The sequence below is a fragment of the Pseudomonas sp. CFBP 8758 genome (assembly GCF_014841725.1).
GTDB classification, from domain to species: domain Bacteria; phylum Pseudomonadota; class Gammaproteobacteria; order Pseudomonadales; family Pseudomonadaceae; genus Aquipseudomonas; species Aquipseudomonas baltica.
Genome location: NZ_JACYUK010000001.1, coordinates 637,677 through 664,582, shown reverse-complemented (window position 1 = coordinate 664,582; position 26,906 = coordinate 637,677). Strand labels below are relative to the sequence as shown.

Annotated in this window: 7 protein-coding genes; 3 read left to right on the top strand and 4 right to left on the bottom strand. The window is 66.4% G+C overall.

Annotated elements, in window-relative coordinates:
- Positions 1-53: 53 nt before the first annotated feature.
- Positions 54-18,989: a BapA/Bap/LapF family large adhesin gene (locus tag IFT75_RS03195; RefSeq protein WP_192053309.1), complete on the bottom strand. Its 18,936-nt coding sequence runs from the start codon at positions 18,987-18,989 to the stop codon at positions 54-56.
- Between the two features lie 603 nt (positions 18,990-19,592).
- Here IFT75_RS03195 and IFT75_RS03190 point away from each other — a divergent pair.
- Both IFT75_RS03190 and zapE read left to right on the top strand, forming a co-directional pair.
- Positions 19,593-20,735: a M14 family metallopeptidase gene (locus tag IFT75_RS03190; RefSeq protein ID WP_342214363.1), complete on the top strand. Its 1,143-nt coding sequence runs from the start codon at positions 19,593-19,595 to the stop codon at positions 20,733-20,735.
- Positions 20,736-20,763: 28 nt separating this feature from the next.
- Positions 20,764-21,879: a cell division protein ZapE gene (gene zapE / locus IFT75_RS03185; RefSeq protein ID WP_446731050.1), complete on the top strand. Its 1,116-nt coding sequence runs from the start codon at positions 20,764-20,766 to the stop codon at positions 21,877-21,879.
- Positions 21,880-21,890: 11 nt separating this feature from the next.
- Here the strand turns inward: zapE and IFT75_RS03180 are convergent, their stop codons facing one another.
- Positions 21,891-23,768, bottom strand: a complete 1,878-nt coding sequence (locus tag IFT75_RS03180) for a propionyl-CoA synthetase (RefSeq protein ID WP_192053305.1) — start codon at positions 23,766-23,768, stop codon at positions 21,891-21,893.
- Positions 23,769-23,925: 157 nt separating this feature from the next.
- On the opposite strand from IFT75_RS03180, the gene IFT75_RS03175 reads away from it, so the two are divergent.
- Positions 23,926-25,212, top strand: a complete 1,287-nt coding sequence (locus IFT75_RS03175) for a leucine-rich repeat-containing protein kinase family protein (protein WP_192053303.1) — start codon at positions 23,926-23,928, stop codon at positions 25,210-25,212.
- 172 nt (positions 25,213-25,384) lie between these two features.
- On the opposite strand, the gene IFT75_RS03170 is transcribed toward IFT75_RS03175, so the two are convergent.
- Together IFT75_RS03170 and IFT75_RS03165 are read right to left on the bottom strand one after the other, a co-directional pair.
- Positions 25,385-26,089, bottom strand: a complete 705-nt coding sequence (locus IFT75_RS03170; RefSeq protein WP_122475984.1) for a YebC/PmpR family DNA-binding transcriptional regulator — start codon at positions 26,087-26,089, stop codon at positions 25,385-25,387.
- A 113-nt stretch (positions 26,090-26,202) separates the two neighbouring features.
- Entirely contained in the window at positions 26,203-26,754 is a 552-nt protein-coding gene (locus IFT75_RS03165) for an NADPH-dependent FMN reductase (protein ID WP_192053301.1), read from the bottom strand.
- Positions 26,755-26,906 lie beyond the last annotated feature (152 nt).

Genomic DNA, 26,906 nt, shown 5'->3' with positions numbered 1-26,906 from the left:
TGCGACTTCCTGCCGCGACGCCGGGCCCGCAGGCCCGACGCTGGTAGCGGGTATCAGACGACACTGATACCGCTCTGGACCCACAGATGGTGCGAGGGGTCCTCCTGGGGAGTGTAGACGTTGTACTGCACGCCGTTGTCCGTCTGTGTGGCGCCCGGCGCCCAGGTTGCGCCGGTCATGTGCACGGTGTCGTGGCTGTCGCCCAGGATCAGTAGCTTGTCGGTGCTGGCGTCGGTGACCGACAGCAGGTCGCTCAAGCTCAAGGTCAGATTGACCTTGCTGGACTGGTTCAGGTCGATGACCTCGATGTTGTTGATGCGTGCTGCCAGGTTGCTCAGGTCGATGTCGGCATCGCCGCCGCTCCACTTCAGCGTATCGGTCCCGGCACCGCCGTCGACCGAGGCGAACGTCTGGTCGTAGATGACGATGGTGTCGTTGCCGTCGTGACCGTGCAAGGTCAGCGGCCCGCCCTGGGCGCCATCGAGCAGATCATCGCCCGAAGTGCCTTGCGGGTCGTGCCGGTCACTGCCGGCAACGGCAGCGTGATCGGCGCTGGTGTCGTCACTGGCGAACGACGCCAGGCGCGCGAAAGTGGCCGGCGCGGCAGCGTTGTTGAGGTTGATGGTCAGGGTGGCGGTATCACTGGCTCCGGTTGGGTGGTTGAGTTGATAGGTGAACACGTCGGTCTGGCCAATCACGCCGCTGCCCTGGTTCAAGGTCGGTGTATAGGCATAGCTGCCATCGGCATTGACCAGCAGCGCGCCATGGGCACCGGCAATGGTGACGCCGTTGACCCCAGGCAGAACGAAGGCGCCGGCACTCAGCACGCTGAGCGAGGTGTACGAGGAACCCAGTACATCGGCGCCAGCCCCGGTCAGCAGGTTGCCCACCGCCGTGGTGGCGCTGCCGACCACGAAGGTGCTGGTGGACGTCGCCTCCTGACGTACTGCGGCGGTGTAGCTCGATGCCACTCCCAGGCCACCGTTGGTGACGACCAGGCGGTAGGTGCCGGCAGTCTGGTCCTCGACGCGCACACCCAGGCCAGCGCTGCCGATCGCGATCAGGTTGGCACCCGAATAGGACCCTACCTGAACATAGGTGCCGTTGGCCTGCAGCTTGGACAGCACGAAGTTGACCGGCGACAGCAGCGACAGGCCGCTGCCGGTGACCGACAAGGTCAGGTCGCTCAAGGTGTTCGGCGCCACGGTGAACGTGAACTCGCCGCGACCGCCGAGCAAGCTGCTGTCATAGCGACCGATCGTGGCCGTGGTGTCGGTGAACTGGCCGACCAGGCTCAAGGCACTCGCCGCCGCGTCGTTGACGGCATCCACCAGCGTGGCGTTGGCGGCCAGGTTGTTGGGGTTCCACACCTCGTTGACGTTGGCGCTGTCGATGCGCACGTACAGATGGGCCGTCGAGCTCAAGCCATTGGGGTGCACCAACTGGTACTGGAAGTCTTCGACCTTGCCCACGCTGGCGACTGCCCCGCTCGGGTTGTAGGTGTACTTGCCGGTACTGTCGATGGTCAGTTGGCCATACAGGCCCTGCACCATGGTGCCCGCACCGGCCGTCACGTAGGTGCCGTTCTTGAGTACCTGCAGCACCGCACCGTTGTCCGGCCCGGTGCGGTCGGCCAGGCCGTTCACACCGGGATCGGTGATGACGTTACCGTCCAACGGTGCCGGGGTGCCGGTGAACTGGGTCAGGCTGGTGGTCACGAACTGGATCTGCGTGGTCAGGCTGTCGAGCAGCGAAACCAGACTGCTGGCGACCGTCAGGCGATAGTTGCCGGCTTGCAGCAAGCCTATGTCGGCCTGCACCTGGTTAGTCCCCAGCCCGATCAGATTGAGCAACTGCGGATTGGTCGTGCTGTTGGCCAGGGTTACCCAGTTACCGGCGGCGTTCTGCACCTCCAGAGCGAAGGCCGACGCTGGCAGCACACCGAGCAAGGCGTTGTTGGTCACCGTGATCAACGGATCGGTCACGGTACCGGCAGCCACCGTGAAACCGAACGCCTTCACCTGGCCCAGCAGCAGGCTGACGCTGGTGTTGGTGTACTCGCTGGCCACCGTGACCGGCGTGATGTTGACCGTAGCGGTTGCCAGGTTGTTGGAGGCGATCACCGGCTCGTTGACGTCGATGTCCGGTGCCACCACAGCCGCGCCGGCGCTGACGTTGCCGCGCTCGTCGGTGAGCGTGACACTCAGGCGCTCGCCGTTGATCTGCGCGGCGTTCAAGGCCACGGTGAAGGTGCCATCAGCCCCCACGGTGACCGACGCCACGTTGAGCACGACGCCGTTGGCTGCCTTGACGCTGACCGTGGCGCCCGGCTCGCCGGTACCGCGCAGGGTCAGGCCATCGCCCGCCACTACCAGCCCGGTGGCCAGGCTCGGTGGGGTCAGGTCCGGCGCGGTGGTGGTGGCCGTCGGCGAAACGTTGGCGGCGGCATCGGCCTGGCTGACGGTCAGCACCTGGCTGTTGATCTGCGCGGCATTGAGGGTAACGCTGTAGGTGCCGTTGGCGGCGACCAGCGCCGTGCCCAGCACGCTGGCGCCACTGCGCACGGTGACCGTGGCCCCCGCCTCGCCGGTGCCCGACACCACTGTGCCGCTGGCACTGATAGTGGCGGTTGGCGCAGCCGGCGGCGTGGTGTCGGCCACACCCAGTTGACCCGCTGCGGACACGTTGCCGGCCGCATCGGTGAGGGTCACGCGCAGGGCGCCTCCGTTGAGCTGCGGCGCAGCCAGTGTCACCGTGAACAGACCCAGCGCGTTCACCGGCCCCTCGGCCAGCAGAGCGTTGTTGGCACCGTAGACCTTGACGGTGCTGTTGGCTTCGCCGACGCCGCTCAGGCTCACGCCGCCGACCAGCAACAGTGCGGTCGGTGCGTTCGGCGCGGTGGCATCACGGGCCGTGAGTGTGGTGATCGGCGACGTCAGCTCGGCGGCATCGGTCTGCACCACGGTCAGTTGCTGACCATTGAGCTGCGCGGCGCTGAGGCCGACGCTGAAGTTGCCGCTGGCATCGACCACGGCATTGCCCAATGCCACGCCGCCGACGCTGACGGTCACCCGCGCGCCGGCCTCGCCCTGCCCGGTCACGGTGCTGCCATTGGTGGCCAGCGCGACGTTGACCAGCGCCGTCGGTGGGGTGGTGTCGAGTGCCAGGAACGGCGTGCCCACCGACACATTGCCGGCGGCATCGGCCAGCTTGACGCTGAGCAGTTGGCCATTGAGTTGCGGGCTGCTCAACGTGACCGCGAAGGTGCCGTTGGGCAGCACGGTGGCCGTGCCGATGGCAACCCCTGCAGCGTTGTAGACGGTGGCGATGGCACCGGCTTCACCGGTACCGCTGAGGGTCTGCCCGGCATTGCTCAGGCCGGTGATCACCGGTGCCACGGGTGCGACGATATCGGGCGCGGCGATGCTGACCGCCGTGGACACGTTCTGCGCGGCATCCACCTGCACCGCCGTCAGGGTACCGCCGTTGGCCTGGGCCACTGGCAGTACCACGGCGAAGCTGCCGTTCAAACCGACCACACCAGTGCCTACCACCACGCCGGCGGCATTGGTGACCCGCACGGTGGCGCCTACCTCGCCTCGGCCGGTGACCAGCGTTCCGGTACCGTTGACGTCCAGTGCGGTGATGGGCACTGGCGCGGTGCTGTCGACCGAGGTGTAGAAGGTCGCGATCGACGTGAGCGCGCCTTTGGTGGCGTGCAGTTCGAGCACCTGGCCGTTGGCCTGGGGTGGATTGAGCGTCACGGTAAAGGTGGTACCGGTGGTGACACCGGTGCCGAGCACGGTCCCGGCGGCGTTGCGCACCACCACGGTAGTGCCCGCCTCGGTGGTGCCGGTCAGGGTCACGCCGTTGCTGGTGATGGTGCTGACCTGCGGCGCGGCCGGTGGCAGCTCCACAGGAATGTTCAACGAGGCGATAGCCGAAGGATTGCCCGCCGCATCGGTCTGGATCACGGTCAACAGCTGACCACCGAGGGCAGCCGGCAGCAGCGGCACCTGGAAGTTGCCATTGACGTCGACCACCGCCGTGCCAAGCACCACAGGGGTCTGCCCGACCAGCAGCCCGACACTGACGGTCGCCCCGGCCTCGCCTTTGCCGGTGAGCACGGTGCCAGCGGCATTCACCACCAGTTGCGTGGCCAGGCTCGGTGGGGTGATATCGGGAACGGTCAAACGTGCCAGCGCGGATTTGTTGCCAGCGGCATCCTGCGCGTACACCTCCAGCGTCCCGCCATTAAGTTGTGCCAGGCTCAGCGGCACGCTGAAGGTGCCATTGGCGCCGACCAGAACGTTGCCCAGCGCAGCGCCCTGAGCGTTGCTCACGAACACTCTTGCGCCCGCCTCGGCCGTGCCGTTGAACAGCAGACCGTTGGCGCTCAGGCCCAGCCCCGCCGGCAGCGCCGGTGGAGTCAGGTCAGGGGCGTTGACGGTAACCCCGGCGGACGTGTTCCCCGCAGCGTCACGCTGGACCAGCAGCAAGGCTTCGAAGTTGGTCTGCGGGGTGCTCAGGGTCACGTTGAAGGTGCCGTCCGCGGCGACCACGGCGGTGCCCAGTGTCGCGTTCAGCGGACCGGTGACGGTCACCGTCGCGCCGGCTTCGCCACGCCCGGTGACGATACGACCGTCGGCGCTGACCGCCGTCAGGGTCAATGCCAGTGGCGCGGTGACATCCGGTACGGCAAAGTTGAACGGCAGCGAGACGTTGCCAGCCACGTCGGCCTGGGTCACGACAAGCACCTGGCCGTTGAGCTGAGCAGTGGCCAGGTTGACGGTGAAATTACCGTCGACATCGGCAGTCGCCGCGCCAATCTGCACACCCAGCACGTTCTTGACCACGATGCGCGCGAGCGCTTCGCCGCTGCCGGTCAGTTGCAGGCCGCTGGTCGATACCGCCAGGTTGACCAGTGCGGTCGGAGCCTGGAGATCGCTGGCAGTAATGGTGACCGCAGCGGAGGCGTTGCCGGCGGCATCGACCTGGCGGACGCTGAGCACTTCACCGTTGATCTGCGCCACGCCGAGCGTGACGCTGTAGGTGCCATCGGCGTTGACCGTGCCGGTGCCCACCGACACATTGAGGTTGTTGCGGATGATCAACTGCGCGCCGGGCTCGCCGGTACCGGTGAGCAGCGTGCCGGTCGCGTTCAGCGCCAGAATGGTCGGCGCCGCCGGCGGCGTGGTGTCGCCGGCCAGCAGGCTGCCGGGGCCCGAGACATTGCCAGCCGCGTCGGTCAGCGTCACCACCAGCGACTGACCGTTGAGCTGCGCCGGCAACGTCACCAGGAAGGTGCCATCGGCCGCTACGGTGGTCGCCGTGCCCAGGGTCACGCCTGCCGCGTTCTTCACCAGCACGGTGGCATTGGCTTCGCCCACGCCACTGAGCACGGTACCGCTGGCATTGAGCAGCAGTTGCGTCGGCGCAGCCGGTGGGGTCAGGTCCGGAGCGAAGATCGGGGTGTTCGCACCCACGTTGCCGGACACATCCGTCTGGGCCACGGTCAGCGGCTGATTGTTGATCTGCGCCGGCGACAGGGTCACAACGAAGCTGTTGTCGGCTGCCACCTGGGCGCTGCCCAAGACTACACCGGCGGCGTCGCGCACGGTCACCGTGGCGCCGGGCTCTCCCCGGCCGGTGACAGTGGCCCCGGTGGTGAGGTTGATTGCGACCTGGGTCAGCAATTCGGGCGCAGTGGTGTCCGGCGAATTGATCGTCGCGATTGGCGAGACATTGCCTGCGGCATCGGTCTGCACCAGGTTCAGGAGCTCGCCGGTGATCACCGCTGGCGTCAGAGTGACGCTGAAATTGCCCGCCGCCGAGACCGCGCCGCTGCCCAGTACGGTACCGTCCAGTCGGGTCACGCTGACCACGGCACCGGGCTCGCCCTTGCCGGTCAACAGGCTGGTGAGTGCGCCGTCATTGCTGATGGCGATATTGGTCAAAGGCACCGGTGCGGTGGTGTCGCCCGCCAGAACGGCGCTCGGCACCGACACGTTGCCCGCGGCATCGGTCAGGGTCACGCCCAGGGCCTGGCCGTTGACCTGCGCCTGGCTCAACACCACCTGGAAGCTGCCATCGAGCAGGACCGTGGCGGTGCCCAGGACGACGTTCTGGGCATTGGTGACGGTAACCAGTGCACCGGGCTCACCCGTGCCGGTCAGCACCAGGCCCTGGTTGATGACCGCCAGATCGGCCGGCGCTGCGGGTGGCGTACGGTCGCCGGCAAGCGTGACGAGGGGCAGCGAAGCGTTGCCGGCCAGGTCGGTCTGCACCACGCTCAAGGCCTGGCCGTTGAGTTGTGGCGTGGCCAGGTTGGCGACGAACACCCCTGTCACTGCGACCACGGCGGTGCCCAGCACTACGTTGCCAGGGCCAGTGATCACCACGGTTGCACCAGCTTCGCCGCGCCCGGTCAGCACCGTGCCGTCGAGGCTGACCGACAGTGCGCCAAGGTTGCTGGGAGCGGTCACATCCGGCGCTGTCAGTTGCGCCGGCAGCGAGGTCAGCGCGCCGTCGGCGGCCGTGACCTGGAGGATTTCGCCATTGAGCTGGGCAGCAGAAAGCTGCACCTGGAAGACGCCGCTGCCATCGACGGTCGCGGTACCCAGGACGGTCCCTTGCAGGTTGCGCACGGTGATCAGGTTGCCGACATCACCTTGGCCCACCAACTGCAGGCCATCGGTGCTGAGCACCAGTGCGGTCGGTACATCCGGGCCATTGGTGTCCGGTGTGGTGACGGTGGCGACGGTCGAAACGTTGCCGGCCGGGTCGGCCTGAGTGACGCTGAGCAAGGTGCGGTCGCCGGAGATCGGATCGAGCGTCACGGTGAAATTGCCGTTGCCATCGACCGTGGCCGTGCCGACCGCGACACCACCCACGCCGAGTACGGTGACCTGCGCGCCGATTTCGCCCTTGCCGGTCAGCAGCGCGCCGTCGGCGCTGACCACAAGGTCGGTGACCGGGTTCGGCACCGTGGTGTCGGGCGCGACCACCAGAGTGGTCGACGAGACGTTGCCCGCCGCATCGGTGGAGGTGACCAGCAAAGTCTGGCCGTTGGTCTGCGCCGCCCCCAGGACCACTTCGTAGCTGCCGTTGGGGGCGACCGTGGCGGTGCCCAGCACATTGCCCTGGGCATCGCTGACGATCACCGTGACCACGGTGCCCGCTTCCGCAACCCCCACCACTGCCCCGCCGTTGAGGTCGACGGCAGCGGTAGGTGCCACAGGCGGCGCGCTGTCCACCGCCGGCACCAGCGCCGTTGGCGAAAGGTTGCCGGCCACATCAGTCTGCGACACCGCAAGGTTGCCGCCGCCCAACTGCGCGACCGCGAACGGTACGGTGAAGGTGCCGGTAACGCCGATGACGACGCTGCCCAGCGCAGTACCGTCGGGCGCGAGCACGGTAACGGTGGCGCCCACTTCGCCGCGACCGGTCAGCTGAGTGCCATCGGCACTGGCCAGCAGATCGGTCAATGCGCCCGGCGCGGTCAGGTCGAGGGCCTGCACTTGCGCAGGCACCGAGACCAGCGCACCGAGGTTGGCAACCACTTCCAGCTGTTCGCCGTTGAGCTGCGGGCTCGACAGCGCGACCGTGAAAGCACCGTTGCCATCGGCCACTGCGGTGCCCAGCACCACGCCGGTGGCACTGCGTACGGTCACGGTATTGCCAGCATCGGCCAGACCGCTCAGCTGCAGGCCGTTGCCACTGAGCAGCAGCGCGCTGGGTTGGTCCGGGCCGGTGCCATCGGGTGCGGTTACGTCCACGTCGTCCGACGCGTTACCCGCCGCATCTTCCTGTACGACGGTGAGCACGTCCCCTGGGGCGACGGTGGCACTGAGGGTGATGAGGAAGCTGCCCGTGGCACCGACCACGCCGATACCGATGACGGTGCCGCCCGCGTCGCGCACGGTCACCTCGGCAGCCGGCTCGCCGCGGCCAGCCAGCAGATCGCCGTTCGGGCTGATCACCAGGCCGGTGACCGGCGCAGGTGGGGTCGTGTCCAGCGCGAACAGCGTGGTGCTGGCGGACACGTTGCCGGCGGCATCGGTGGTAGTTACCAGCAAGGTCTGGCCGTTGGCCTGCGCGGTGCCCAGGTCGACCTCGTAGCTGCCATCGGCTGCCACCGTGGTAGTGCCCAGCACATTGCCTTGAGCGTCGCTGACGATGACCGTGACCCGCGTGCCGGGTTCGGCGGTGCCGGTCACCAGGGTGCCGGCAGGATTGAGCACCGCTGCGGGAGCGTCGGGCAGCGTGCTGTCGCGAGCAACCACGGTCACAGCTGTGGATGGGTTGTTGCCGCCGTCCACCTGCACGGCACTGAGCACCTGACCATTGGTCTGCGCGACGTTCAGCGACACGGTAAAGGCACCCGTGACGCCGACCGTCGCCGTGCCCAGCACGGCGTTGTCGGGGCCGCGAATGGTGACGATCGAGCCGGCCTCGCCGCGCCCCGTGACCTGCGTACCGTCAAGGCTGACCAGCAGATTGCTGATCAGGCCGGGCGGCGTGGTGTCGGCTACCGTGATCAGCGCAGGCAGCGATACCAGTGCACCGCTGGTGGCAATGACTTCGAGCGTTTCGCCATTGGTCTGGGCCGCGTTCAGTGCGACCTGGAAATTGCCCGTGGCGTCCACCACTGCCGTGCCCAGTACCACGCCCGTCACGCTGCGCACGGTAATGGTGTTGCCGACATCGCCCTGCCCGCTGAGGGTCAGGCCGTTGCCGCCCAGCAGCAGCGCCGTGGGTTGATCGGGACCGTTGACATCCGGGGCGACCACGACGGTTGCCGTCGACACGTTGCGGGCCGCATCGGTCAAGGTGACATTGAGCACCTCGTTTTCGCTGGCGGCGCGCAGCAGCAGGACAGTGAAAATACCGTTCGGACCGACCGCTGCGGTGCCGAGCACGTCGCCGTTGACGGCGAGCACGGTGGCAGTGCTGCCGATTTCGCCCTGGCCAACCACGGTCAAACCATCGAGGCTGACGCCCAAGGCAATGGGCGCATCCGGCGCGGTGAGGTCGGCGGCGATCACGGTGATGCTGGTCGAGGTGTTGCCGGCGGCATCGGTCGACGTGACCAGAAGCGTCTGGCCGTTGGTTTGCGGGAACGCCAGGTCGACCTGGAAGGTGCCGTTGGCCGCGACCGTGGCGGTGCCCAGCACATTGCCCTGGGCATCGCTGACCACCACCGAGACCACGCTGCCGGGTTCTGCCTTGCCGATCACCGCCCCGCCCTGCGGCGTGAGCACTACATCGGTCGGCGCTGCCGGCGCCTGCAGGTCCGGTGCGCTCAGCGTGACGTTGGCAGAGAAGTTGCCGGCGGCATCGACCTGGCTGACGGTGAGCTGCTGCAGGTTCACTTGAGGATTGTTCAGCGTGATGGTGAACTGCCCGCTGGCGTTGACGTCGGCGCGGCCCAGCTCGGTGTTGCCGAGCAGTACGCGAACCGAAGCACCGGCTTCGCCGCGACCGGTCACAACCAAACCATCGGCGCTGATGAGCACTTCGCTGAGCGCGGTGGGCGGGGTAATGTCCGGCGCCTGCAGCGCAACCGGCACCGAGCCGTTGCCGGCCGCGTCGGTCTGCAGCACGTCCAGAAGCTGGCCGTTGGCCTGGGGCGGATCGAGCACCAGGCTGAACGTGCCATTGGCGGCGACCACGGCCGAGCCGAGCACAGTGCCGGCGACGCTGGTGACGGTGACGGTCGCACCCGCTTCGCCGCGCCCGGTGATCAGGCTGCCGTCGGCGTTGATGACAGGCGCCACTACCGCCACCGGTGCAAGGGTGTCGCGGCCAACCACACTGCCCACCACGGACAGGTTGCCCGCGCTGTCGCCGAGGGTGACCCTCAGGGTACCGCCGTCGATCTGCGGCGCGTCCAGGGTGATCTGGAACGTGCCGTTGGCGTTCACGGTGCCGGTGCCGACCTGGACGCCCAGGGCGTTGCGCACCACCACGTTGGCACCTGCCTCGCCGGCGCCGGTCAACACTGTGCCGACATCGTTGAGCACCAGCGCGACCGGCGCTGCGGGCGCGGTCAGGTCAGGCGCGATCAGGGTCACGCCCAGCGACAGGTTGCCGGCCGCATCGGCCTGGGTCACGGTGAGCACCTGCAGGTTGGTCTGGGCCGGCACCAGGTTGATCGTGAAGGTGCCGTCCGTGGCCACCGTGGCGGTGCCGACAGACTGGTTCAACGCGTTGCGCACGGTGACTTGCGCGCCTGCCTCGCCGTTGCCGGTAACCAGCGCGCCGTTGGCGCTGAGCTGGACGTTGGCAAGCAGGTCGGGCGCAGTGGTGTCTCCGGCAGTCAGCGACACCGGAATCGAGACACGACCAATCGCGTCACTGGCCTGCACGCTCAGCACTTCGCCGTTGCGTTGCGGGGCATCGAGCAGGATGCTGAACGTACCCAACGCATTGACCGTACCGCTGCCCAGCAGCACACCCGTGGTACTGGTGACACGAATGAGCGCCCCCGCCGAACCGGTGCCGGTCAGGATGGCGCCTTCCAGGGTCAGCAGCAGATTGGCCGGAGCGATCGGCGCACCGCCGTCCGGGCCGTTGACCTGCGCCGGCAGCGAGGGGTTGCCGGCGGCATCGGTTTCGATCACGGTCAGCACGTCGCTGAGGATGGCAGGCCGGTTCAAAGTAATCAGGAAAGTACCGTTCGCATTCACCGTGCCGGTGCCGAGCAGATCGCCGTTGGCGGCGGTGATGCGCACGGTGGCATTGGCCTCGCCCGAGCCGCTGAGCAAGGTGCCGTCGGCGCTGACCACCAGATTGCTGACCGCGACCGGTGGGGTGATGTCGGCTGCCAGCAGGGTGGCCGACGCCGAGGTATTGCCTGCGGCATCGGTGGCCGTGACGCGCAGGGCCTGGCCATTGGCCTGGGCAGACGCCAGGGTAATGGCGAAGGTGCCATCGCTGCCGGCAACGCCGCTGCCGATGACTTGGCCCTGGGCTCCGGTGATGCTAACGGTAGCACCTGCCTCGGTGACACCCGAAAGCAGCGTACCCGCCAGGCTCAGCGACAGCCCGGTAGGCACTGCCGGAGCGGTGATGTCGGCTGCCTGCAGGCTGAAGGTGGGCGAGACGTTGCTGGCGGCGTCGACCTGCACGAGCGACAACGTCTGACCATTGAGTTGCGGACTGCTCAAAATGACAGTGAAGCTGCCGTCCGCGGCCACTACAGTGCTGCCCAACGACACACCGGCGGCACTGCGCACGGTCACATTGGCTCCCGCCTCACCCGTACCGCTGACCAGCCGTCCGTCGTTGCTGAGCACGACGTTGAGCAGCGCGGTCGGCGCGGTGGTGTCCGGGGCGCTCAGCGGTGTGGCTGGCGAGGTGTTGCCCGCCGCATCGCTCTGCGTGACGGCCAACAGTTGCCCGGCTACCTGCGGCGTGTCCAGGCTGATCTGGAAGCGGCCATTGGCGCCTACCACGCCACTGCCGACGAGGTCGCCGTTGGCATTTCTGATTTGAACGGTTGCACCGATCTCGCCGGTACCACTGAGCGACGACCCGGTGCTGTCGAGTACCAGCGCAGCGGGCGCCAACGGAGCCAGGGTATCGCCTGCCTGCACGCTGACCACTGCCGACTCGTTGCCGGCTAGGTCGCGTTGCGACAGGGTAAGGGTCTGGCCATTGTTCTGGGCTTGATTCAGGTTGACGCTGAACAGACCATTTGCATCGACCACGCCGGTGCCCAGCACCAAGCCATTGCTGGCGAACACGGTAACCGTGGCACCTGCTTCGCCACGCCCGCTGACCACCAGGCCATCGGCGCTTACCAGCGGCTGCAGCACGCTGCCGGGCAGGGTCAGGTCAGGTGCGGTCACAGTGGCCGGCACCGAACTGTTGCCCGCCCCGTCGACCTGGTTGACCTGCAAGCGTTGCGCATCTATCTGCGGCGGCGTCAGCGTCACACTGAACTGCCCGCTGATACCGACGATGGCCGTGGCAATCGCCACGCCGGCCGGGTTGAGTACGGTGACCGTGGCGCCTGCTTCGCCGCGCCCGGTGATCAGGCTGCCGTCATTGCTGATGACGACATTGGTCAGCGCCGGAGCTGTGCTGTCGATGGCGGTAAGCTGGCCGGGCAGCGAATTGAAGCCACCGCTGCTGGCCACGACATCCAGTTGTTCGCCATTGGTCTGCGCCGCGCTCAAGGTCAGCTGGAACGTACCATCGGCATTGACCGTGGTGGTGCCCAGCACGCCAGTGGGGCCGCGCACGGTGATGGTATTGCCCGCGTCGGCAATCCCGCTCAGGCGCAGGCCGTCGGCGCTGAGCACCAGCGCGGTAGGTTGATCGGGCCCGTTGGCGTCGGGCACCGTCACGCTGGCGGGCAGCGAAACATTGTCGAAACGGTCGGTGAGCGTCACGCTCAGCACGGCGTTCTGGGCGACGGGTGTCAGGGTCACGATGAAGCTGCCAGTCGGGCCGACGGTGCCGGTGCCGATCTGCGTGCCTTGGGCATCGAACACGGTAACCGTGGCACCGACTTCGCCTTTGCCGGCCAGCAGGGTACCCGCGGGATTGACCGCAAGATCGGTGGCCTGGTTGGGCGCAGTCAAGTCGGCGGCAATGACGGTGATCGAGGTGGACACGTTGCCGGCGGCATCGGTGGAGGTCACCAGCAGCGTCTGGCCATTGGTCTGCGGCGTGTTCAGGTTGACCTGGAAAGTGCCGTTGGCGGCGACGGTCGCAGTGCCCAGCACATTGCCCTGGGCGTCACTGACCACCACCGACACCACTGTGCCCGGCTCGGCCTGGCCGGTGACGGCCGAGCCTTGCGCGGTCAGCACGACGTTGGTGGGCGCGCTCGGCGCCTGCAGGTCAGGCGCAGTCAGGTTGACGTTGGCCGACAGGTTGCCGGCGGCATCGGCCTGGGTCACGGTGAGCGACTGCAGATTGATCTGCGGCGTGCTCAGGGTGACCGAGAAGCGCCCATCGGCGCCGACCGTCGCAGTGCCCAGTTCGCCACCGGCACTGGTCAATACCCGCACGGTCGCCCCCGCTTCACCCACACCGGTGACGACCGCGCCGTTGGCGCTGATGGCAACGGTGTTCAAAGCGATGGGCGCGGTCACGTCGGCGGCGACCAGCGCCACCGGCAGCGACAGGTTGCCCGCAGCGTCCACCTGCTGCACATCGAGCACCTCGCCATTGGCTTGCGCAGGTACCAGATTGACAACGAAGCTGCCGGTTGCACCGACGACGGCGCTGCCAAGCACCGCGCCATTGGCTGCGGTCACGCTGACCGTCGCGCCCACTTCACCCTTGCCGGTCAGCAGCGTGCCCGCCACATTGAGCTGCAGACCAGTGACCACGCCTGGCGCGGTAACATCGGCGACGGGCAACGCCGCCGAGGGCGAAACGTTGCCTGCAGTGTCCGTCAAGGTCACTTGCAAAGTGGTGCCGGTCAGCTGCGCCGTGGTCAGGGTGATCTGGAACGTGCCGTTGGCGGCCACGCTACCGTTGCCGATGATCACGCCTGCCGCATCGCGCACGGCGACTGTGGTGCCCGCCTCGCCGACACCGTTGAGCACCGTGCCCAAAGCGTTCAGGCTCAAGCCCGACGCAGCCAGCGGAGCGGTGAAGTCCGGAGCAGTCACGCTGACCGCGGCCGAGACATTGCCACCCGGATCGGTCTGGGTGGCGGTGAGTACCTGACGGTCGATCAGTGCCGGGGTGAAAGCGATGCTGAAGGTGCCATCGCTGCCGACCGTGCCGGTGCCGAGCAATTGGCCCTGGGCGCCGCGCACGTTGACCGTGGCTCCGGCCTCACCCGTACCGTTCAAGGTGCTGCCATTGGCGCTGAGCTGGACGTTGTCGAGGGCATCGGGTGGCGTGGCGTCCAGCGCCGTGAGCAGGGTTGGCACCGACACGCGCACGCCGTCGCTGGCCTGCACGCTGAGCAGCTCGCCGTTGTTCTGCGCCGGCGACAGGGTCAGGCTGAACTGGCCGGAGGCATTGACCACGGCCGAGCCGAGTACTGCGCCTTGCGCGTCGACGACGGTCACGGTGTTGCCGGCCAGAGCAGTACCGGTGAGCGTCACGCCATCGAGGCTGATCACCAGGTTGCCGGGGGCCGCCGGCTCGTTGCCGTCCGGCCCGTTGACAGTGACGGGTGGCGACGCATTGCCGGCCGCATCGGTCTCGATCACGTTGAGGACGTCGCTCTGCAGCGCCGCACGATTCAGTGCAATGACGAAAATACCATTGGCACCCACGGTGCCGGTGCCGATCAGGTCGCCGTTGGCGGCCCGCACGGCGACACTGGCGCCCACTTCACCGGTGCCCGACAGCGTCAGGCCATTTGCGCTGATCGCCAGGTTGCCGACCGCAATCGGCGCGGTGGTGTCGGCGGCGACCAGGGTGCTGGCCGCCGAGCTGTTGCTGGCCGCATCGGTGGCCACGGCCTTGAGGCTCTGGCCATTGGTCTGGGCCGCGCTCAAGGTAATGCTGAAGGTGCCATTGGCTGCCACTGTGCCGTTGCCCAGCAGCGTGCCTTGTGCATTGGTGATGCGCACGGTGGCGCCCGCCTCGCCGGTACCGGTCAGCACCAGCCCGCTGGCGTCCAGCGCCAGGGCCGCCGGGGCGCCGGGCGCAGTCACATCGGCAGCGGTGACGAAGGTGGTCGGCGAGACGTTGCCGCTTGGGTCGGTCTGGGCGGCGCCCAGGCGTTCGCCGTTGACCTGAGCGCTGGCCAGGCCAACGCTGAAGGTGCCATCGCTGCCCACCACGGCGCTGCCAAGGACGGCGCCGTTGGCCGCGCGAACGGTGACCGTGGCCCCGCTCTCACCGGTGCCGGTCACGCTCAGCCCATCACGGCTCAGGAGCACATTGGCCAAGGCACCGGGAGCGGTGCTATCGGCAGCGGTGATCGCTACCGGCACCGAGGTCTGGCCGGCGCCGTCGGTCTGGGTGACCTCCAGCAACTGGCCGTTGGCCTGGGCCGGAGAGAGGCTGACCTGGAACGTACCGTTAGCCGTGACCACGGCATTGCCCAGCTCGACGCCATTGGCACCGACCACGCGCACCGTGGCACCCGCCTCGCCCAGGCCGGTCAATACGGTTCCGCTGCCGTTGAGCTGCAAGGCACCGGGTGCGCCAGGCGCATCGGTGTCGGGTGCTTGCGCAAGGGCGATGGGCGAGCGGTTGCCGGCAGCGTCGCTCTGGCTGACGCTGAGGTTCTGGCCGTTGGTCTGGGCGGCGTTCAGGGTGACGCTGAACAAGCCGTCGCTGCCCACCGTTGCCGTGCCCAGCGCGACGCCGTTCGGCGCGAGCACCGTCACGGTGGCGCCGACTTCGCCGCGTCCGGTCAGGGTCAGGCCGTCGTTGCTCACGGCCAATTGCGAGAGCGCGGCCGGTGCGGTCAGGTCGGGCGCGGTCAGGTCGACGGGGGTGGCGCTGTTGCCCGATACATCGGTCTGGCTGACCTGAAGCTGCTGGGCATTCAGTTGCGGTGGGTTCAAGGCGACGCTGAAGGTACCGTCGGTGGCGACGGTGCCGGTACCGATCAGCGCACCGTTGGCGCCCCGCACGGTGACGCTGGCACCCGCTTCACCGCTACCGGTCACGGTGCTGCCATTGGCACTGATGGCGACGCCGCTCACCGGGTCAGGCGCGGTCGAATCGAGGGCGGTGATTTCGACCGGCACCGAGGCTTCGCCCAGCGCATCGGTGGCGACCACCGACAGGACTTCACCGTTGGTCTGGGGTTGGGTCAGGGTAATGACGAACGTGCCGTTGGCGGCTACGGTGGCTGTGCCCAGCAGGTTGCCCTGCGGGCCGAAGACGTTGACGGTGTTGCCGGCGCTGCCGGTGCCGGTCAACTGCAGGCCATCGCTGCTCAATGCCAGATTGCCAGGCGTGCCCGGGCCAATCGCGTCGGGTGCGGTGATGAAGACCGGAGTCGAAACGTTTGCGGCGGCATCGGCTTGCACCGCGCTCAGCAGGTCGCCTTCGATGGCGGCCGGTGCCAGCGCCGTGCTGAAATTGCCATTGGCACCGACGGTGGCGATGCCGATCACCACGCCTGCAGCATTGCTGATGGTCACCGTGGCACCCGGCTCGCCGCGCCCGGTCAGGGTCAGGCCGTCGGCGCTGATCAGCAGGTTGGTGACCGCATTCGGCGCGGTGGTATCTGGTGCCGTAAAGGGAACCGATGGCGAGCTGTTGCCGGCCGCATCCACGGTGCTCAACGTCAATGCCTGGCCGTTGGCCTGGGCACTCGACAGGGTGATTTGGAAAGTGCCGTCGGCCGCGACCAGGGCTGTGCCCAGCACCGTGCCGGCCGCGTTTTTCACCGACACCGTGGTGCCGGCCTCGCCCACGCCCGAGAGCACGGTACCGCCCGCATTCAGCGCCAGGTTGCTCGGTGCCACTGGCGCTTCCAGATCAGGTGCGGTCAGGCCGACATTGGCCGAGGCATTGCCGGCGGCGTCCTGTTGACCGACGAGCAGCGCCTGGCCATTGGTCTGTGGCGCAGCCAGGGAAAGGTTGAAGCTGCCATCGGCCGCGACCACGCCGGTGGCCAGCACTGCCCCGTTCGCAGCCGTGACGGTGACGGTATCGCCCGGCTGGCCACGACCGCTCACCAGGCTGCCGTCAGCACTGATAGCCACTTCGCTGAGGTCCACGCCGGCGGTGATGTCCGGCGCCGTCGCCGGTACCGCAACCGAAGGATTGCCGGCGGCATCGGTCTGGCTGACGCTGAGCACTTGCCCATCGGCCTGGGCCGGGGAGAGGCTGACAACGAAATTGCCAGCGGCATTGACCGTAGCAGTGCCTACCACGTTGCCCTGGGCATTGCGCACGGTCACGGTGGCGCCAGGCTCGCCGGTACCGGTCAGGGTCGTGCCATCGGCACTGAAACCAAGGTTGCCGACGGCGGCTGGCGCTGTGCTGTCGGGCGCAACGAAGGGCACCGGCACCGAGGTTTCGTTATCGAAATCGGTGGCTATCAGCGTCAGCGTCTCGCCATTGGTCTGGGCCTGGCCGAGGGTGATCGAAAAGGTGCCATCGACGTTGACGATGGCGCTGCCCAGCAACACGCCCTGGCTGGTGAAGACACGCACGGTATCGCCGGCATTGCCGGTACCTGTCAGGGTCAGCCCGTCCTGGCTCAGGTTGAGGTTGTCCGGGGTGCCGGGGCCGATGTCATCAGGCACCAACATGCTGAACGTGGAGGTGACGTTACCGTTCTCGTCGGTCTGCGTGGCAGTGATAGGCTCATTGGGGGTGAGGCGCAGTGCAAAACGGATGAAAAAGCGGCCGAACGCATTCACCACCGCGCTGCCGATGGCGTCGCCAGCGGCGTTGGTGATGGTCACGGTGTCGCCCGCCTGACCACGGCCGCCGCAGGAGAAACCATCGGCGCTGACGACGAAATCGGTGATCGGTTCGGACACGCTGAGGTCCGGCACCTGCAACTGGCCAGGCAGCGACGCATTGCCCGCCGCATCGGTGGCCACCACGCTGAGGGTTTCACCGTCGATCTGGGCAGCGCTCAAGGTGATCTGGAAGATGCCGCTGGCGTTGGCCGTACCAGTGCCGAGCAGATTGCCGGCAGCGTCGCGCACCGCCACGGTAGCGCCTGCTTCGGCGCGTCCGCTGAGCACCAGACCGCTGCCGTCAATGCTCAAATTGCTCGGCGCAGACGGGGCTTCGATGTCCGGGGCCAGCACGTTGGCGGGCAACGAAACATTGCCTGAGGCGTCGGTCAGGGTAACGCCCAGGCCCTGCCCGTTGGCCTGTGCAGGACTGAGATCGACGCGGAAATTGCCGCTGGCATCCACGGTTCCGGTGGCAATCAGGTTACCGGCCGCATCGGTGACATTGACCACCGTGCCGGCCTCACCGCGACCGGTCAGCACGCTGCCATTGGCGCTGACAGCCAGGCCGGTCGGCGCGTTTGGAGCGGTGGTGTCGGGGGTTGGGTCAGGCGTAGGGCCAGGGGTCAGGTCAGGCGCGATCAGGCCTGCGGCGGGCGATTGGTTGCCCGCTGCATCGGTTTGCGTGGCGCTCAAGGCTTCGCCGTTGATCTGCGGCGGGGTCAGGGTCAGGTTGAACGTGCCGTCGGCCGCTACCACGACCGAGCCCAGGACCACGCCGGTGGCCGTGGTCACGGTGACGGTAGCGCCGGGCTCGCCGGTGCCGGTCAAGGTGCTGCCATCGGGACTGAGCGCCAGCGCACCAGGCGCTGCGGGCGCAGTGATATCGGGTGCGGTGATGACCACCGGGTCCGAACTGTTGCCCGAGCCGTCGGTGATGATCACTTCCAGCGACTCACCGTTGGCCTGGGGCGCGGGGAACAGTACTTGGAAATTGCCATCGGCACCCACGGTTCCGCTGCCGACCACGTTGCCTTGGGCATCGCGAATGATCACCGAGGCATTGCTTTCGGCGCTGCCCGAAACGCTGCTGCCATCGGCGGCGAAACCTAGCCCGGTCGGGGCGCCCGGTGCCGTCGTGTCAACGGGCGGTACCGGTTCCACGGGCGGTACGGGCGCGCCGCCGCCACCACCGCCGCCACCGCCTCCGCCGCCCACTGCAGCCGTGGTAGCGCCTACGCCCACCAGGCCGAACGCAGCGAGCAACCAGCCAGGCGTGGCACCGCTGGCGGCCGCACCGGCCAGCAGCAATTCGTCCACGGTCGAGGCTTCGGAAAAGGTAAAGCCGGTGAAGGGTTCGCCGTAGTTGGCCTGCCAGAGAAAACCGTCCTGGCCTTCGAATACCAATTCGCTCTGCTGCCCGGCCGCATCGACCTTGAAGAAGTCTCCCAGCGTTATCTGCTCGCCGGATTTGAGGGTGATGGTCAGGTTGTTGCCGGAACGCGTGGCCGAAGCGACATCGCTGGGATCCACTGGCAGTTTGACCAGGCTGGTATCCAACAGCTTTATATTGCCCCAGGCGATTTCCGAGGTGCTTTGCGCCGACTTCGCAGCAACAACGATACTGTCCATACCTACTCCTAGCAGATTCTTGCAGTGCACTACGGGGCACTGCACAAACAACTTCACGCGTACTCGGCGCTAACCGAGGCCAGTGATTCAAGGTCTCTTCTAATGTTTGCCCCGGACGGGGCACTGCACACTGGGTCGGTTCACCCGTAACAGCCCGGCTGAACGATAAACAATTGACATCTTTCCATGACGAGCCCACCTTAAACTTATAACTGCTTGTTTTAGATTGACTTTTAAAATCCATTCAACTTGACTGAGGCTTTATGGCGCTGCGCCATCTATGGGTTAGGCTAGTACGTGATGGCACTCAAGAGCTGACGATTTATAACAATTTTCGAATATCACATTGCTATCATTGAACAAGAGATGGACAAAATCCGTGGTGCGATATTAGTTTGCGCAACAACTAAGCATAGATAATCGATTCATCCCTCATCAACGCATTGAGGCGACGCGGACATGGCGGGTGCGCAAGTGAAGTCTTCGTCATGAACCTTGCCCGAGCTGATGAAACCAACGACAGAAGTCAGCGCGCTAGTTGCGAAGTGGCCCAGCGCTCGGTGTACAGTGGGCGGTACAAGAACTCACCCACAGGACCCTACCGTGACCCGCCCAGCCCCGCTGATCAGCGCCGACTTCGATAGCGGCAACATCGAAGCCATCGACCTACGCGACCCTCTCGACATCCAGCTGGCGATTCGTCCCGACCGGCAGAGCCCACACTTTCAGTGGTTTCACTTCAAGGCTGCCGAGCTGCAGGTCGGGCAACGCTACGAGTTCACGCTGCAGAACGCTGCGCAGTCTTCCTATAACAATGCCTGGCACGGCTACCACGCGGTGGCGTCCTGCGACCAACAGACCTGGTTCCGCGTGCCCAGTACGTTCGATGGCCAGGGACTGCGGTTCGGTCTGGACGCTCAGGGCAGCGAGATGTGGTTTGCCTATTTCGAGCCCTACAGCCGGCAGCGGCACGACGCCCTGATCAATCGCGCGATCACCCAGGCGGGCCTGCAACTGCTGGCTGTCGGGCAAAGCTGCGAGGGGCGGGAAATACCGTTGCTGCGCAAGGGCGACGGTGCGCCCGGCAAGCGTCGGCTGTGGCTGATCGCCCAGCAGCATCCTGGCGAACACATGGCGCAGTGGTTCATGGAGGGCGTGATCGATCGTCTGCAGGCGAATGATCCGCAGATTCAGGCCCTGCTGGCGGTGGCCGATCTGTACCTGGTGCCGAACATGAATCCCGACGGCGCCTTCCACGGCCACCTGCGCACCAATGCCCGCGGCCGCGACCTCAACCGTGCATGGCAGGACTCCAGCGCCGAGTACACCCCCGAGGTGTTCTTCGTCCAGCAGCAGATGGAGAAACACGGCGTCGACCTGTTCATCGACGCCCATGGCGATGAGGAAATCCCGTACGTGTTCACCGCGGCCTGCGAGGGCAATCCCGGCTATACACCGCGCATCGCCCAGCTGGAGCAGACCTTTCGCGACCTGCTGTGTGATCGTACGGCGGATTTCCAGGCAGTACACGGCTACACCCGCGACAAGCCGGGCGAGGCCAACATGACCCTCGCCTGCAACAGCGTCGGCGAACGATTCGACTGCCTGTCGCTGACCCTTGAAATGCCGTTCAAGGATCACGATGCGGCTCCCGATGCGCTTACCGGCTGGAACGGCCAGCGCTCGGCGCGACTGGGCGGCGATGTGCTGAGCGTGCTGGCGCAGATGGCGCCTAACTTGCGTTGACCCCCACGTTGCTCAAGGAGCGCCCCGATTGACCGCACCGCCGTCGCTGCTCGCCTTGTACAGGCGTCTGTTCAAACCTGAACGTAACGCCCAGCCCTGCGCCAACACTGGCCACGCCGGTGGCGCACTGCGCGCCTGGTTCGACGAGCGCGCCCGGCAGGCGGGCTATACGCTGGGCGCCGATCAGGCGCGGGTCATCGACAGCATGGCCGAGCGCATGCCCGCGTTGCTGCAGGGCACGTCGGCGAAGGGTCTGTACCTGCATGGGGCCGTGGGGCGCGGCAAGAGCTGGCTGCTCGACGGCCTGTTCCGCGCCGCCCCTGTGGATGAGAAACGCCGCCTGCATTTCCATGATTTCTTCGCCAAGCTGCATCAGGGCATGTTCCATCACGGCCAGGCCGATGATCCGCTGGCCAGCACCCTGGATGAACTGCTCGATAACTGCCGCCTGCTGTGTTTCGACGAATTCCACGTGCACGACATCGGCGACGCCATGCTGATCACGCGCTTGTTCAAGGCGCTGTTCGACCGCGGCATCCTCCTGGTAGTGACCTCCAATTACCCGCCGGAAGGCCTGCTGCCCAATCCGCTCTATCACCAGCGCTTTTTGCCCGTCATCGAACTGATCAATGCGCGCATGCAGGTGCTCGAAGTCGGCGGCGCCACCGACTACCGCAGCCTGGCCCAGTCAGGTGCACAGCAGTGTTTCACCCGCGGTCACTATGTATGGCCGGGCACGCCGGCACAGCGTGCGCTGCTGCAACTGCCGCCCGCCGACCTGGCACCGCTGGCGTTCACCGTGGGCCACCGCGAGCTGCGTGCCCGCCATATCTCAGGCGAGTGCATCCATTTCAACTTCGCCGACCTCTGCGAGGAGCCGACGGCCGTCATCGATTACCTGGCTCTGTGCAGGCGTTTCGACTACTGGAGCATCGACCATCTGCCGCTTCTGGACGACTGTTCGACCGCGGTTCAGCAGCGCTTCATCAACCTCATCGACGTGCTGTACGACCAGGACAAGACGCTGATACTGGTCAGCGAGCGGCCCCTGGCCGAGAGCCTGGCAGGGTCGGTCATCGACCTGATGCGCACACGCAGCCGATTGGGGCAGCTGACCATGCTGGGCGAGCCACCGCGCCGGTAGCTCGTCCTCACCTAGCGCGCCGCGAGCACCTGAGCGATTTCCTCCAGTATCGCCGGGTCATCGATGGTGGAAGGTGCGACGAACACCTCCTGCGCAGCGATCTTGCGCAGCACCGCCCGCAGGATCTTGCCCGAACGCGTCTTGGGCAGGCGCTTGACCACCAGCACCCGTTGCAGGCATGCCAGCGCCCCGATGGATTCGCGTACCTGCGCGACCAACTGTGCCTGCAGCACGGACGGACTCACCGCGCTGCCGTCCTTGAGCACCACCAGCGCCAGCGGCACCTCGCCCTTGATCTCATCGCTGACGCCGATGACGGCGCATTCCGCCACGTCGGCATGCCGGGCCACCACGTCTTCCATTTCACCGGTCGACAGCCGATGGCCCGAGACGTTGATGACATCGTCGGTGCGCCCCATGATGTGGACATAGCCGTCGGCATCCAGATAGCCACCGTCGCCGGTGTGGTAATAGCCGGGGTAGCGCTCCAGATAGCTTTGCAGGTAGCGCGGGTGATCGCCCCACAAGGTCTGGCTGCAACCGGGAGGCAACGGCAGCGCGATGACGATGGCGCCTTGCTCGCCGGGCGCCATCAGCTCGCCTTGTTCATCCAGTACCTGAACGTGATAGCCCGGCACCGCTCGGTTGCTCGAGCCCACCCGCACGGCCGAGCCTTCCAGGCCCATGCAGGGCGCGGTCACCGGCCACCCGGTCTCGGTCTGCCACCAGTGATCGTGAACCGGCTTGCCGGTCTGCGCCTCGAGCCAGCGATGAGTGCTGGAGTCGAGCTTCTCGCCGGCCAGGAACAGCTGCCGCAGCGAACTCAGGTCGTAACCGCGCAGCAGCAACCCCTCGGGGTCTTCCTTGCGGATGGCACGCATTGCAGTGGGCGCGCAGAACAGCGCGTTGACGCCATACTGCTCGACTACGCGCCAATAGCTGCCGGCATCCGGCGTACGAATGGGCTTGCCCTCGTAGAGCACGCTGGTACAGCCGCACATCAGCGGCCCGTAGACGATCAGCGAGTGGCCAACCACCCAACCGACATCGGAAATTCCCCACCAGACATCGCCTGCGCGCATGCCGTAGATGGCGCCCATGGCGAAGGTCAAGGCCACCGCGTTACCACCGGTTTCGCGCACGATGCCCTTGGGTTTGCCGGTGGTGCCGGAGGTGTACATCACGTACAGCGGATCGCCGCTGGCCATGTCCACGGCCGCTGCGGGCGCAGCATCGGCCAACTGTGCCTGCCAGTCCAGGTCGCGGCCCTCCTGCAGTGTCGCCAAAGCCTGCGGACGTTGCAGCACCAGCACTTGTTCGGGAGCATGGCGAGCCAGGCCCATGGCCTTGTCCACCAGCGGCTTGTAGGCAATCACCCGGTCGAATTCCACACCGCACGAGGCGGTGAGCAGCAATTTGGGCCGGCAGTCGTCGATGCGCAGCGCCAGTTCATTGGCAGCGAAGCCGCCGAACACCACCGAGTGCACTGCGCCGATCCGCGCGCAGGCCAGCATCGCCATGGCGGCCTCGGGCACCATCGGCATGTAGATCACTACGCCATCGCCCTTGGCCACCCCCAGGCGGGTGAGCACGCCTGCCAGCCGCGCCACCTGGTCGAGCAGCTGCTGATAGGTGAAGCGTTGCTGTACGCCGGTCACCGGCGAGTCGTAGATCAGCGCAGTCTGTGCGCCGCGACCCAGCGCCACTTGCTGGTCCAGGCACAGGTAGCTGGTATTGAGACGGCCATCGGCAAACCAGCGATGGGTGCCGTCGGGCTGTACGTCGAGCACCTGCTGCGGCGGGTGCGACCAGGCGACTGCGCGGGCCTGTTCTGCCCAGAAACCGGCAGGGTCGGAAATGGAGCGTTCGTACGCTTGCTCATAGTTCATCGGTAGCCAACCCTGGATTGTTGTTATTGAAGGGCGAGCGTTGAGTATGGCTGGGGTTGGCCGAGCTGCCAGCCGACCAAGGTCGAACGTCGAACGTGGCGTGGCGCGCACGAACCGCTATGATGGCCACCGCGATTTCCTTGATGACGGTTGTCCCATGAATACCCTCGAGCTGCTCGAAGCCGGCCATTTGGCTGGCGCCACCCGCCTGGACCTGGCCTGCGGCCTGACCGAATTCCCCCAGGCCATCTTCACCCTGGCCGACAGCCTGGAGGTGCTCAACCTCAGCGGCAACGCTCTGACCCGGCTGCCCGATGACCTGCACCGGCTGCACAAGCTCAAGGTGCTGTTCTGCTCGGACAATCCATTCACCGAGTTGCCTGCCTGCATCGGCCGCTGCCCGCAGTTGAGCATGGTCGGCTTCAAGGCCAACCGCATCGAACACGTACCTGCGCAGGCGTTGCCGCCACAGCTGCGCTGGCTGATTCTCACCGACAACCGCATCGAGCGTTTGCCCGACGCGCTGGGTGACTGCCTGCACCTGCAGAAACTGATGCTCTCGGGCAACCGTCTGCAAGCCTTGCCCGAGCGCCTGGCACAGCTGGAAAACCTCGAGCTGCTGCGCCTGTCGGCAAACCGCCTGCCGACCTTGCCCGACTGGCTGCTGCGCCTGCCACGGCTGGCCTGGCTGGCGTACGCCGGGAACCCCATGAGCGAAGCCTTCACCACACCCCACAGCGAGGGCACACGCGGGCACATCGCCTGGAGCGACCTGCGCCTGGACGAGCGTCTGGGCGAAGGGGCTTCGGGCATCATCTATCGTGCACACCTGGAAAGCGGGCAGCCGGTGGCGGTAAAGCTGTACAAGGGCGCGATGACCAGCGATGGCTCGCCGGTCAACGAGATGAACGCGTGCATGGCTGCGGGCGAACATCCGCAGTTGATCGAGGTGCTGGGACGCTTGAGCGGGCATCCCGACGGCACTGCGGGGCTGGTCATGGCGCTGATCGATCAGTCGTTCGCCAACCTGGCGGGTCCGCCCAGCCTGGCTTCTTGCACGCGCGACATCTACTCGGCCGATTTCGCCATTGATCGCGATGCCCTGTTGCGCCTGCTGCGGGGTATGGCCGGAGTCGGCGCCCATCTGCATGCGCGCGGGATCAACCACGGTGACTTCTACGCCCACAACGTGCTGTGGCGCGACAGTGGCGAATGCCTGTTCGGCGATTTCGGGGGGGCCTCGTTCTACCCCGGCGACGGGGGCGAGGTATCGCAAGCACTGGAGCGGATCGAAGTTCGCGCCTTCGGCTTGCTGTTCGAGGAGCTGCTGACCCGTTGCACTGAAGCCGACGACGGCTTGTGGGCCTTGCAACGCGAGTGCGTCCAGCCCCAGGTGCTGGCCCGCCCCAGCTTCGCGCAAGTCACCCAGCGCCTGGGTACCTGAGGTATCCCCGACGCGCCCCGGTGACCCCGGACGCGGCTCGCGCCGCTGCTACACGGGCGGCGCCAACCCGGAACAACGCGCACACACAACCCCTGTAGCAGCGGCGCAAGCCGCGTCGGCGGTTTCTACAATCCAGCTGTCACAGCGCGATGTACCCGGACGCGGTTACCGATCAGCCGGCGAGGCCGACGTAGACGTTTTGCACGTCGTCGTTGCCGTCGATGGCGTCGAGGAAGTCTTCCACTTCGGCCAACTGCGCGGCGTCATCCAGAGTCACCGGGTTTTTCGGCACGTAGCCGATCTTCGCCGACACAACGGTGAAACCCTGCCCCGGCAGCGCCTTGCACACCGCGTCCAGATCGGTGGTTTCGGTCAGGAACAGGAACGCGCCCTCGTCGCCCTCCTCGACCTCCTGCGCACCGGCCTCGATGGCCGCTTCCTCGGCATCGACGTCGGCTGAATCAGGCGTCGCTTCGATCATGCCGTAGTGATGGAAATCCCAGGATACGGAGCCTTCAGCGCCCAGGGTGCCCTTGCGAAACAGCACGCGAATCTGCGAAACGGTGCGGTTGACGTTGTCGGTCAGGCACTCGACGATGACCGGCACCTGATGCGGCGCAAAGCCTTCGTACTTGACCAATGTGTAGTTGACCGCGTCGTCGCCTACGCCGGCGCCCTTCTTGATGGCACGCTCCAGCGTCTCGCGGGTCATCGAGGCCTTCTTGGCCTGTTCGATCACCAACCGCAGGCGGGCGTTGGTGTCCGGATCGGTACCGGAACGCGCCGCGATCGAAATTTCCTTGGACAGCTTGCCGAAGATCCGCCCCTTGGCGTTGGCTGCTGCTTCGCGATGTTTAGCTTTCCACTGTGCGCCCATTTACCCGCTCTCTTGTTCGCTCGACCCATGCGCAGGCAACTGCAGCCCGCGCGTTGCGGCGCAGTTTACCTGCCCATCGCAAGCGCATCGACCAAAATTCTCCGGGCGCAACATCAACCCACGCGGGCCACCCACTTGCCGAAGCCGTCGATGAAACCCTGCAGGAACGGCCGGCTCTTCTCCACCACCTGACCGTTCTCGTCGAACAGCCCACCGGCGTGGCCCAGGTACGCTTCGGGCTGCTGCATCATTGCCACGTTGAGGAACACCATGCATTGGCGCAGGTGCTGGTTGGCGCCAAAGCCGCCTACCGCACCGGGCGAGACGCTGATGACCGCGCCCGGCTTGCCGGTGAAGTGGCTCTGACCATAGGGCCGCGAGCCCACGTCGATCGCGTTCTTCAAAGGTGCCGGTACCGAGCGGTTGTACTCGGGCGTGACGAACAGCAACGCATCGGCTTCGCCCAGCGCCTGGCGAAAGGTGGTATAAGCAGCGGGTGGGGTGACATCGATGTCTTCGTTATAAAGCGGCAGATCGCCGATTTCCACGATTTTCAACGTCAGGTTGTCAGGTGCCATGGCCTGCAGCGCCAGTGCCACCTTGCGGTTGATCGACTCTTTTCTCAGGCTGCCGACCAGTACCGCAACCGAATAGACCTTGCTCATGCCTGTACCCCTGTGATGAATGGACCGAGGGCTAGTTATAGATGACTTGGCCCGGTTTGTCCGCCATCGGTCAGGCGCTCGCACTATTTTTTCTCGCTGGCAAAACTACCTGAATAAACAGGGGTCTACAGTGCCAGCGAGATACACGCAAA

What these genes read in the sequence shown, in the direction of transcription:
- IFT75_RS03195 (WP_192053309.1), bottom strand. Translation starts at nt 18,989, where the DNA reads ATGGACAGTATCGTTGTTGCTGCGAAGTCGGCGCAAAGCACCTCGGAA.
- IFT75_RS03180 (WP_192053305.1), bottom strand. Translation starts at nt 23,768, where the DNA reads ATGAACTATGAGCAAGCGTACGAACGCTCCATTTCCGACCCTGCCGGT.
- IFT75_RS03175 (WP_192053303.1), top strand. Translation starts at nt 23,926, where the DNA reads ATGAATACCCTCGAGCTGCTCGAAGCCGGCCATTTGGCTGGCGCCACC.
- IFT75_RS03170 (WP_122475984.1), bottom strand. Translation starts at nt 26,089, where the DNA reads ATGGGCGCACAGTGGAAAGCTAAACATCGCGAAGCAGCAGCCAACGCC.
- IFT75_RS03165 (WP_192053301.1), bottom strand. Translation starts at nt 26,754, where the DNA reads ATGAGCAAGGTCTATTCGGTTGCGGTACTGGTCGGCAGCCTGAGAAAA.